Here is an 11,053-nt window from a genome sequence, read left to right on the forward strand (position 1 = left end):
ACTAGGCTCTGGATCGAGGTCCAAATATTGGACTCCCACAATGGCGGCACTCGCGCGAATATTTGGGATAGGAACCGGTTCGCGTGAACCTGTGAGTGGAAAGCGATCTTGCAACTCGTGGAGCGGTATCTCGAATGAAACACCGCATCATGACCGATTTGGCCGCTTTGGTCGCGCACAAGGGCACGATTCTTATCGTCGACGATACGCCGGGGAATCTCGGTGTGATTGTCGACAGCTTCGAGGCGCACGGCATTCGGGTGCTGACGGCGCTCGATGGGACGGAAGCGGTCGAGCGTGCGGTCTTTGCGCAGGCGGACGTGATCCTGCTTGAAGTGGAGATGCCAGGCATCGACGGCTTCGAGACCTGTCGACGCCTCAAGCACGATGAGCGCACGCGCGACATCCCGGTCATATTCATGACCTCGCTCTCAGGCAACGCGGACCGCGTCGAAGGTTTTTTGGTGGGCGGCGCCAATTATGTAACCAAGCCGTTACGTGTCGATGAGACGCTGGCTCGCGTTGGCGTGCACCTTGAACTGCGGATGACGCACAAGCAGGTGCTCGCGCAGAACCACCTGCTGCTCGCGGAAGTAGCCGTGCGAAAGAAGACGGAAGCGGTGCTATCGGCAGCGCGCGACGATCTGGAGCACCGCGTCTCGTTGCGCACCGAAGAGCTCGCGCATGCCAACACGAGCTTGCTGGCGCAGATCGACAAGGGGAGGCGTGCAGACGCTCGTCTCAAGGAAAGCGAGGCTCGCTTTCGCGCGATTGTCGAAACGAGTCCGGTGCCGCTGTGCATCACGTCGATGCCTGACGGACACATCCTGTACACAAACCGGCCGCTGCGTGAGCTCTTCGGTATGGAAGAAGCCTCGTCCGCCAATATCGACGATTTCTATGCCGAACGTGGCGAGCATGAGCGTCTGATCGAGGATCTACAAACGAAGGGTGGCTTGCGCAATACAGAAGTCAAATTGCGGCGTCTTGACGGTACACGATTCTGGGCGATGGTGACGGCACGCGTTGCGACTTACGACGATTCTCCGGCGATCTATGTTGGCCTGAACGACATCACTGGGCGCAAGCAAATGGAGCAGGAACTCGTCGAATCGCGCGAGGAGCAGCGCGAACTGTCCGTGTACATGGAGGCGATTCGCGAAGAAGAAAGAAGGCGCATTGCGATGGAAATTCACGACGAACTGGGGCAATTGCTGACTGCGCTTAAGATGGACGTGTCCCTGCTCAAGATGCGTATAGCGTACGACGCGGAAGCATCAAAAAAAGCCGACGATATGCGCCAACTAGTCGAAGGCACGATCTCGATGGTGCGAAATGTCGCGAGTCATTTGCGGCCCGCCGCGCTCAACTTCGGAATTGCGTCTGCCCTTGAATGGCTTGTCGACGAGTTCAACCTCCGGAATGCTATTGTGTGTGAATTGCGCATCGAAGGCGGAGAACCCTCGCTGTCCGATTCACATGCCACGGCCTTGTTCCGCATCGCACAGGCGTCGCTGACGAACGTCGCGCGGCATGCCGTCGCCACACATGTCGAGGTGACGCTTGTTTCGACGGCGGCGAAGCTCCTGCTGCAGGTGCGTGACGATGGCCGCGGCTTCGACCAGCAAGTCGTGAGGGGCGACTATTCATATGGCCTGCTCGGCATGAACGAACGCGCGCGGCTGATTGGCGGATCGCTTTCAATCGAAAGTGCGCCGGGCGCGGGCACCATGGTTTCAATTCACATTCCGCTCGATGGCGGACTTCGAACATGATCAGGATACTCATCGCAGACGATCATGCAATCGTCCGTGGTGGACTCAGACAAATCATAGCTACTACGAGCGATATCGTCGTTGTGGCGGAAGCGGCACAGGGGTCAGAAGTGATCGATGGGTTGCGCTCGCGGGCAGTCGACCTTTTGTTGCTCGACATGACGATGCCAGGCATCAGTGGTGTCGTCCTGATTCGCAGAGTACGGGCGGAACATCCTTCATTGCCGGTGCTCGTACTGAGCATTCACGATGAGGCTCAGGTCGCGTCCCGCGCGCTGCGCGCGGGAGCGACGGGGTATCTGACCAAGGACAGTGACCCGGAAGTGCTGCTCGCAGCGATCCGCAAGCTCGCGGAGGGCGGGCGTTTCCTCGACCCGAAGCTCGTCGATGCAATGGTCTTCGATACTCAGCGCGACGACGTGCCTCCTCATAAAGTACTGTCGGATCGCGAATTCCAGGCGCTGCAGATGCTCGCGGCGGGCAGGAGCATCAATGAAATCGCCGAGACATGTACGCTCAGTGCGAAAACTATCAGTACACACAAGATGCGATTAATGCGCAAACTCGGGCTGTCCAACAACGCCGAGTTGATTAGATACGCGATCCGGCATGGGCTGATCGTCGAGTAGAAGGATGCTGGCAATCGCCTGATGAAATGAAGTTACGAGTGGTCGTCAGCGAGTTCGCACGCATTTCTCTTGCCGCGCGGGCGACATTGAGGGCGCTAAGGATGGCTGGCGCAATGGATTGTAAGAAGTATCTGCCAGCGATTCACATTTCGCGACCGGGTAATCGAATTTTACCGCTCCTACAGATATTGCTCCACGGAATTGGGATTTGACTTGGACCGGTAAGCCTTTGCTTGCATCCAGCGGTGATCCGCGAAATGCCGATAACGTCCGTCGCTCAGTCACGCGTCTGGCCTGTATCACGATGGCGCTACGTCGCCGAGTGGCGCTAGATAATGCAGCGCTTCGATACCGTCCAAGGATGATTCCACCAAGTTCACGGTAAAACGAGCGGCGGCCGGGATGACCGTTTGGCCTGCCGAGATTCCCGAACCGGCTTACGTCAAGCACATCTTTGTCAAAGCCAGCGCGCGGCTCAATAGCCGTGCCGAAAATGGTAATCAGCCGACCGTGAACGCGAGCGACGCATGCGTGGCTTTCGCGATCCTGAACGCGCGCAAACAGCTCGCGGCACGCTTCACCGCGTGGCGGCGTTTGGCAGACATCACCGAAATTCCGTCCGCTTTCTGAGCCAGCGTTTTCCCTCCCCGCTAGGTTAGACCGTGGCGAGGAGATCCTGAATCACCCCACGCACCACACGTTCGAGCCCGAGAGTTCAACTAGAACCCGGACAGCAGATTGCATCGAAGGCCTAGAGTTCATCTGGCTCGTTTGACAGTCTGGATATACGGAAGCAGTCGATTACCAGCGTCGCCACCACTTGAAAGAAAGCCTGATAAACCGGGCGCGACCATATAAGGTGTAAAGTAAGCGCGAAATAAGGCGCACCTAGCCTCCGTAGTCGGGAAGATGCAAGCTGCGCCCGCAGACTTGGATTGCGGACGCAGATAATGACCGACACTGACTTTGACTTTTTCCCCCTGCGGGTGATCCGGACGTGTGCTGATGGCAAGCATGGATCCAACCCGGAGGGCAAGCGCAAGCTGATCGAGGCCTGCCGCCTGCCTGGCGCATCGCTGGCTGGCTTGTCGCTGAAGGCCGGGGTGAATGCGAACCAGTTGCACAAGTGGGTGCGCCTGGAAGAGCAGCGTGAATGTACTTCTGTCCAAATGCCGATCTTGGGCAAGCACCATCGGCATTCGCGACAGTCGTCACAATCGACGACGCGGCCCCGGCGTTGGTCCCAAGGGGAGCTGTGCCACCCGCATCGGAATCGACGCCACAGCGTGAACCTTCTCGTCCTTCGCCGCGCCCGGCATCGCTGGCGGGCCTGTCGGCGACGCTTCCCAATGGGGATCTCATTGAGCTCGAGTGTACCGGGCGCGACGCTTCACTCGTGACGGCGATGACCGCAGCATTGCGAGCGCGCTGATGTTCCGCTTCGATACGGAGCTGCGAGTCTATCTGCACCGCGAGCCGATCGACTTCAGGGCTGGGATCAACAGCCTCGTCAACCTGGTTGAGCAGTCGATGCAGATCGATCCGCTCGCACGCGCCGTGTACGCGTTCAGCAACCGGCGGGCTAACCGCATCAAACTGTTGCTGGGGGAGCGTAACGGCTTCCGGCTGATGCTGCGCCGCCTGGAAGCAGACCGGTTAGTGTGGCCGCGCCGGCAGCAGGCCGTCATCGAACTGACGACCGAACAGCTGCATTGGCTGCTTGAGGGCATCGACATTGAAGCGGTTCGTCGACATCCATCCCGCCGCTATCGGCCCGAGACGATCGACACAAACCTTGATTGATATCAAGGCGGCACGTAAACCCGTTTCGGCGGTTGCATCGCTATCGTGAGAGGCATGGACACACATCTTCTCTGGACTTCTGCCGGCCGCCCAAGCCTATATCCGTGAGCTTGAGCAGGGTACTGCTGACCTGGCCCCGCGCATACAGACCCTCGACGAGCAGTTGGGGCTTGCACAAAGCCAGCGCTTTGCGCCCCGCAGTGAGAAGCTCAAGGATCGCGTGTTCAACGAAGCCGAACAAATGGCCCAGGCCTACGACGACGCTGATGACGCGTTCGCGCTGCCTGACACCGGACTGCCGCAAGTCAACGAGCCGGAAGGCGGCAAGCGCGGGCGCAAACCGCTGCCGGCCAACCTGCCGCCCCAGCGCATCGAATACGACGTGCCTGAGGACCAGAAGATTTGCGCCTGCTGCGGTCACGGTATGCACCGCATGGGCGAGGATAACAGCGAGCAGTTGCACATCGACGTCAAGGCGTCGGTGCTGCAACAGGTGTGGTTCAAGTACGCATGCCGGCATTGCGAGCGCCACGCAGACCGCACGCCGGTCCTGATTGCGTCGATGCCTGCAGGCGCTGCCGGGCAGCAATGCCAGCGCGTCGGTGATCGCCACCGTCACGGCCGGCAAGTTTGTCGACGGTACACCGCTGTACCGGATGGCAGACGTATTTGCGCGCGCAGACATTCCGGTAGGCCGTGGCACACTGGCCAACTGGATCATCCGGCCCGCCGAGCTGCATTACAGCCGCCTGTACGCAGCGCTGCGTAAGACGCTGCTCTCGCAGCCGCTGATTCACGGCGACGAAACCACGGTGCAGGTACTCAAGGAGCCCGGCAAGAGCGCGCAGAGCAAGAGCTATATGTGGGCGTACCGCAGTGCCGAGAACTGCGGGGAGCCGGTGGCGCCAGCCGGAGCGCAGTCAGGAACATCCGAAGAGGTTCCTCGGGGGCTACAGGGGCTTGCTCATGAGCGACGGCTACGCTGCGTGGCGCACGGTCGAAGGCCCAACTCACTTCGGCTGCCTGGCCCATGCGAGACGGACCTTCGTCGACGCGCTCAAGGGGCAGAGGAAACCCGGTTGCCGCGTAGCGCAGGCACTCAAGTACTTCGAGGCACTGTACTAGGTCGAGCGGCTTGCCAAAGGGAATCTGCCTGAAGGCGAGACGCGTATCGGCTACATGTACCGCCTGCGCCAGCAGCACAGTGCTCCATTGCTCGAAGCATTCAGGAAATGGCTCGATGAGCAGACCCCTGAGGTGTTGCCCGAGAGCCTGCTGGGCAAGGCAATTGGCTATACACGCAACCAGTGGGAATACCTGAGCCGCTATGTGGCAGATGGGCTTGCCCCGGTAGACAATAACGTCATGGAACGCGATATCCGCCCCTTCTGCACTGGCAGAACTTCGGGGCTGTTCAGCGACACCGTTGCCGGAGCAAAGGCGAGCGCCATGGTGTACAGCTTGATCCGGACCTGTCGGGCCTGCGGCGTCGAGCCCTATGCGTGCCTCGTACACGTGCTGACCGGAGTCGCCGCAACGCGCGCCGGATGCGGACATCAGCGATCTGCTGCCGTTCAACTATGTGAAGCGCAGCGCCGAGTCGAAAGCGAGCTGACACACAAGACGCGCGCAGGCCGCCACGTCGGCGCACACTCCCCGAACACAATTGGAAACGTCGCCGGTCAATATCGACCGTCGCGATGGGGCTACTCACGCGCGCAGAATGCAAACGATTCCTCATTCGCTGTGCTAAATCTCGCGCTTACGGTGTAGAAGTATTGATCACGGTGACGCGTCGGAGGACGCCGGTAATTAGGACCCGCTCGATGCCGGGCAATGCGCACGACGGTCATCTCATGGAAGAAGCGCTGGACTACGCGGCGATTCTAAGTGACGTCCAACCTGAAATCGTGATCGTCGACCGTGGTTGCCGGGGGCGCCGAACCGGACAGCGTTAGGGTCTACCACCCCGGTCTGCGCCGTGGCATCACGCGAACGTTGCGCGTCATGATCCGGCGGCGTAGCGCGATTGAGCCGACCATCGGGCATATGTAGACGGATGGCTCGGTAGAACGCACTTCCAAACGATTAAAATATTAAACAATCGTTATGGCATTAAAAAAACGTTTTATATCAGTGTGACTGGTAATTAGTGATATCGTGGCATTTATTTTGCACAGTATCAGAATCCGAGGTTTAGACCTTGTGCGCGGCAACGAATTTGCGCAGTTATAGGCATCCCCGTCTGGCGCTCGATGGCCTTCGTTACCGACGTGGATGATGGCTAGTTGACGAGTGTTTTACTTACAAAGGAAGGCATGAATTTCTTTCGCGAAAACGTTCTCCGCGCTGTGTTGCTGCTATGCGTTCTTTGTGCAGGATCGGCTCATGGCGCTATCACTGTCTGGGACTCCGCCGGACCCGATGCGGTATTGACCGGCATAATATGCCTATACAGGAGCTGTCACGCTTGAAAAGGCCAATGACTTGGTTTCTGCGTTAGAACAACGCCAATCACGGGCAATGCGGGCCACTGAAAATCAGTGGCACAAGATTGTCGCGCTGATCTGATGAAGTTACCTGCCGGCGGGACGTCATAGACCCGCGAGGCAGTTCTGGGCGGCAATGGGCGTACTTGCATGGATTCGACCACGGCTGAGCCGTGCGAGGGCGTGCGCGTCGCGTTCTATCGGGCAACACCTACGGAGGCAGCATGACCTGCATTGTGGCGCTGACAGATGGCAAGAAGGTTTACATGGGTGCGGATTCGGCGGGAGCGGGGGGTGGGTCCATCACCGTGCGCGCCGACCCCAAGATTTATCGGGTGGGACCGTTCCTGATCGGCTTCACCACATCCTTCAGGATGGGGCAGCTTCTGGGCCATAGTCTGACCGTCGCGCCGCGCCCTGAGGGCACCGATGTGTTCGCCTTCATGTGCACGACGTTCATTGATGCGGTACGCGCGTGCTTTACCCGCGGTGGGTTCGCGCGCAAGGACCGCGAACACGAATCGGCTGGCACTTTTCTGGTTGGGTACATGGGGCGCATCTTCCACATTGACGACGATTATGAGGTTGGTGAATGCGCCGTGAACTTCGATGCCTGTGGTAGCGGCAAACAGGCGGCGCTGGGCTCACTGCATACCACCGTCGGTGTGCCGATGCGGCCGGACGTCAGACTCGAACGCGCTTTGGCCGCGGCGGCCGAATTTTCAACGGGAGTCCGTGGCCCGTTTCGGATCGAAGTGCTGGACGGCCAGACCGCTCAACGATCGGTCGAAGAAGAGGTAAGCGACGTTTGATCTACCAGCCGCCCACTTACGACGAATGGGTGATGGTTGAGCCGCTCTTCGGTTCGCAGACACTTGGCCTGGGCCGTCCGCGCGTCGCCAGTCTGCGGGCTGAAAGGCATCGTGCATGTGCTGACCAAGGAATGCCGCTTGGGGCATCTGCTGCAGAACCTCGGCTTCCCGTCACACATTACCGCCCGGCACAACTCCAAGCGCTGGCAGCAGAAGGGCACGATGGACGTCGTGCTTGCGGCTCCCGGGGTCGCTCGGTCGCGTACTGAGGCCGAGCCATGCCCAGAAGGCGGTCGGCGTACACGTCGCGCGCGGCGGGAATGAAGATCTTAGTCACGGTGCGGTACGAAAACCCCTTCGCCGAACAGCAGGCAGGTTCTCCGGAGAATCAAGATGGTGCAACTGAAAGTGGCTAAAGGCGAGAAAGTCTTCGATTATTTGGGAGCGCGTAGCATTCGGTCACTGATGTTCTATGTGAACGGAAAGGAATACGACAGATTGGTCGTGACGTCTATTTAAGGCTGAAGGAAACGGTCAAGAAATGGCTGCCTCAATACGATGTCGTTGGGCCTGAAATCATCGAGGGTCAGTCAGGAGCGAAGAAGTGGTGCGCCTTCAACGACGATGCAGCGCTCAAGGCGTCGTCAGTAGCGAAGTTACAGAACGAAATGACGCAGAACTAGAGGGAGCAGGCCAACGCGAATCCTTGCTGGTGATCAGAAATTCGAGGCAGTCTACAGTATTGACGGCCGATTCTTCCGGCGCTTCATCGGACTGGCGCGGACGCGCCCGCGCGCGTGGCGTTCGTGGCTCGTGTCGGTGTGCATGTTGCGTTTTCGATCGTGGACACTGCACTCGGTGCCAAGCTGTCGTTTCTCACCACAGAAATGAGGGTTGCACTGGTGTTGCGCCACGCGGTGCATTACTGCCACCTGTTCGCCCTTTTTACGTTGGTGAGTCTTGTGATCAATGGTGGCGTGGTTATCTGTTCTCCAGCTTATAGTCAGTCGGTTGACCTTGCACCGGCACGCGTGACTGACACGCGACCTGGTGCGGGGTTATCTGCGCGGCCGTGCGCATTTTCCCGTCGAGCAGAACCTCTGTGAGGGTCGGGCATCGACCGTCGCTGCTCGCGTATCACACCCTAGGGCTGAAACTGCAACCGGATAGGAATGTGCGTGAAAAGGTGGAGCGACTAGGACGTAGTGGTTTTGAGCGCTGCAGTTGGCCGAGATCCGTTATCGTGAATCAACCAGCGATATGCGGTGGACTAGGCAAAATCTGACACTTGTTGGGTTTTCATGCTGGCGCGCATCAGCGCGGAGGACGTAGCGGGTAGCGGCGATGCACGTCGCGAACACCGAGGAGTCCGAGACTGAGGAGCAAAAGGTAACCCGTGCCAAGGTCGGCACGCTCGGGTTGGCCCATCAACTTGGCAATGTCAGTCAGGCCTGTCGGGTAATGGGTCACTTGCGGTCGAGGCTGCCGTTGCCGAATAGCGGGGAGGGAAAGCGCTTGTTCAGAAAACGGACGGAACTTGGGTGATCTCTGTGAAACGCCGCTACGCGGCGAAACGTTCCCCGAGCTGTTTGCGGTAGGGTGAGGCGCATAGCAGATGTCGCTTGAGCGTGAAGTGCTGTGAGATCGAACCGAAGCTCGATGAGAAAGTCTGCGTGCGCTCAGGATCGCGGAAGCCGCGCATGCGTCGCTCGCGTTCACCTGTCGCCGACTGAGGACTGCTTTCGGCCCGATTACTGACCTGAGCGCGGGCTGCGCCGGAACGCGCGACTTGCTTCAAACCTTTGAAGATAAAAGGTTCATCGAAGGAAGCCGTGGAGCTTTAGGGAGCGATTGCGTAGCCTGAGACCTGAGTTTAAGGAACTCAGTAGGCGGGGTTGTTCGATCGCATGGCACTGCAGGCACTGGCGTGCTGGACGGGTTATCGTTGGGGTGCGTGGAATGGCCGCAATGTGAAGGCCAGACGCTATCGCTGTAACTGAAGCCGGTGAGGCAAGGCTATGTACCGCGAGCAGTGCGGAGCGCGGTGCCGGCAGATCCATGAGACGACGGTTCGGTGCGTCCGCGATCTCCCGCCGTTCGAGTACCGGGTGGTGCTGCATGTGCTGCGCCACCGGGTTTGGTGCGCCATGGTCCACGTCTGCCAACCCAGATCGTAGAAGGCAGCCACCGCCTGTACGCTGAGCGCCTGCACCAACTTCTCGCAGGCCTTGGCATACCACGGTCAAGTTGATCGACAAGATGCGCCTGCGCGCTCGTGTGACCGAGCCGGACTGGTCGATGATCCTCTATCTGTCGACGGACGAGTTTGCGCTTCACAAGGGTCATCGCTACGCGGTGGTGGTGGTCGATCCGATCGGCCGACAGGTGCTCTTGATCGGTCCCGGACGTTCCCGCGAGATCGCCCGGGCCTTTCGAGCGGCTTCCTGAAGGCGTAGCCGGGCACATCCAGGCAGTTGCCATCGATCTGGCGATGGCCTATGAACTTGAGATCACCGCCCACTGCCCACAGGCGGAAATCGTCTGCGACCTGTTCCAAGTCGTCGCCAAATACGGGCGGGAAGTCATCGATCGCGTGCGCGTCGATCAGGCCAACCAGCTTCGACATGACCGGTTAGCCTGCAAGGTCCTGGAGTCCAGCCAATGGCTGCTGCTGCGTAACCGCCGCACCCTGAAACCTGAGCAGTCGGTGCACCTCAAGGAGTTACTGGCCGCTAACCAGCCGCTGTTATGCATTTACGTGCTGCGCGACGAACTGACACGGCTGCGGTTCTACCGCAAACCCGCTTCGGCAAAGGAGTGGGAGAGTGGTTCGAGCAAGCCCTGCAAAGCGGGATTACCGCTCTGAAATTTGGTCGTCCGATGCTGGACGGGACATGCCCATCACGGTTCGTCAATGCAAACGCTCGAACTAAGTCGCTGACAAGAATCGCCACGGCATCAAACGACTCGGGAAACCGATTTTCGATTTTCGAGGTTCTCCAGTGCGCGCGCATTAAGCTGCCATCGACGTCGGCACTAATAAAAAAAAAGGAAGGGCGGATACTGGTGAGCCGCCCCGGGTTTTCCGGAGACCGTTTTGCTTGCGTCATGCCACAGTGACAGACTCAGCGAGATTTGCATAGTAAGCGGCTTCTGCCTCGGCAGGTGGAATGTTGCCGATGGGGCCGAAGAGCCGACGATTGTTGAACCAGTCCACCCATTCGAGCGTCGCCATTTCAACGGCCTGCAGATTGCGCCACGGTCCGAGGTGATGGATCACCTCTGCCTTGTACAAGCCGTTGATCGTTTCAGCCAGTGCGTTATCGTAGGAGTCGCCCACGCTGCCCACTGACGGCCCGATGCCAGCCTCGACCGGAGCTGGAGAGGGAGAACCGTGAGCTGCGCCAGGTTAATGAAATCCTTGAGCCGATCCTGCTCCTGCGTGCTTGTGCCCGGGCGCAAACCCCGATTCCGCTCTTCCTTGCGCACCCAGCTGCGCAGTGTCTCGCCCGAGCAGCCAAACTTCGCCGCGATCGACGCGATGA

At 59.2% G+C, this 11,053-nt stretch carries 4 protein-coding genes and 8 pseudogenes; 10 read left to right on the top strand and 2 right to left on the bottom strand.

Annotation, left to right across the window (positions count from 1 at the left end; all coding sequences use genetic code 11):
• The first annotated feature begins 149 nt into the window (after positions 1–149).
• From AB3X89_RS34705 to AB3X89_RS34745, 9 genes and pseudogenes are all read left to right on the top strand, one after another.
• Positions 150–1,775, top strand: coding sequence for a response regulator (locus AB3X89_RS34705; protein ID WP_368587285.1), 1,626 nt, complete (start codon positions 150–152; stop codon positions 1,773–1,775).
• Positions 1,772–2,404, top strand: coding sequence for a response regulator (locus AB3X89_RS34710; RefSeq protein WP_368587280.1), 633 nt, complete (start codon positions 1,772–1,774; stop codon positions 2,402–2,404). The genes AB3X89_RS34705 and AB3X89_RS34710 overlap by 4 nt, the downstream gene beginning before the upstream one ends.
• Positions 2,405–2,821: 417 nt before the next feature.
• Positions 2,822–3,034 (top strand): annotated as a pseudogene (locus AB3X89_RS34715) (IS6 family transposase); the annotation flags it as partial.
• Between the two features lie 320 nt (positions 3,035–3,354).
• A pseudogene (locus tag AB3X89_RS34720) lies at positions 3,355–3,836 on the top strand (IS66 family insertion sequence element accessory protein TnpB).
• Positions 3,836–4,207 carry an IS66 family insertion sequence element accessory protein TnpB gene (tnpB, locus tag AB3X89_RS34725; protein ID WP_368587281.1) on the top strand — a complete coding sequence of 124 codons (372 nt, stop codon included), beginning with the start codon at positions 3,836–3,838 and terminating at the stop codon, positions 4,205–4,207. Before AB3X89_RS34720 ends, tnpB begins: the two are co-directional and overlap by 1 nt.
• Before the next feature lie 79 nt (positions 4,208–4,286).
• Positions 4,287–5,822, top strand: a pseudogene (locus AB3X89_RS34730) (IS66 family transposase).
• 148 nt (positions 5,823–5,970) lie between these two features.
• Positions 5,971–6,259: pseudogene (locus AB3X89_RS34735) on the top strand (IS5/IS1182 family transposase); the annotation flags it as partial.
• A 661-nt stretch (positions 6,260–6,920) separates the two neighbouring features.
• A complete protein-coding gene (locus AB3X89_RS34740; protein WP_368587282.1) occupies positions 6,921–7,508 on the top strand; it encodes a hypothetical protein in 588 nt (195 codons plus the stop codon).
• A gap of 1,344 nt (positions 7,509–8,852) precedes the next feature.
• Positions 8,853–8,984 (top strand): annotated as a pseudogene (locus AB3X89_RS34745) (IS481 family transposase); the annotation flags it as partial.
• A gap of 85 nt (positions 8,985–9,069) precedes the next feature.
• Here the strand turns inward: AB3X89_RS34745 and AB3X89_RS34750 are convergent.
• Positions 9,070–9,282, bottom strand: a pseudogene (locus tag AB3X89_RS34750) (IS6 family transposase); the annotation flags it as partial.
• A gap of 121 nt (positions 9,283–9,403) precedes the next feature.
• Here AB3X89_RS34750 and AB3X89_RS34755 point away from each other — a divergent pair.
• Positions 9,404–10,376: pseudogene (locus AB3X89_RS34755) on the top strand (transposase); the annotation flags it as partial.
• 238 nt (positions 10,377–10,614) lie between these two features.
• Here the strand turns inward: AB3X89_RS34755 and AB3X89_RS34760 are convergent.
• A pseudogene (locus AB3X89_RS34760) lies at positions 10,615–11,053 on the bottom strand (integrase core domain-containing protein); the annotation flags it as partial.

This window comes from Paraburkholderia sp. BR14320 (assembly GCF_040948665.1).
Taxonomy (GTDB): domain Bacteria; phylum Pseudomonadota; class Gammaproteobacteria; order Burkholderiales; family Burkholderiaceae; genus Paraburkholderia; species Paraburkholderia youngii.

Coding starts and splice junctions, on each gene's coding strand:
- AB3X89_RS34705 (WP_368587285.1), top strand. CDS start 150: ATGACCGATTTGGCCGCTTTGGTCGCGCACAAGGGCACGATTCTTATC.
- AB3X89_RS34710 (WP_368587280.1), top strand. CDS start 1,772: ATGATCAGGATACTCATCGCAGACGATCATGCAATCGTCCGTGGTGGA.
- tnpB (WP_368587281.1), top strand. CDS start 3,836: ATGTTCCGCTTCGATACGGAGCTGCGAGTCTATCTGCACCGCGAGCCG.
- AB3X89_RS34740 (WP_368587282.1), top strand. CDS start 6,921: ATGACCTGCATTGTGGCGCTGACAGATGGCAAGAAGGTTTACATGGGT.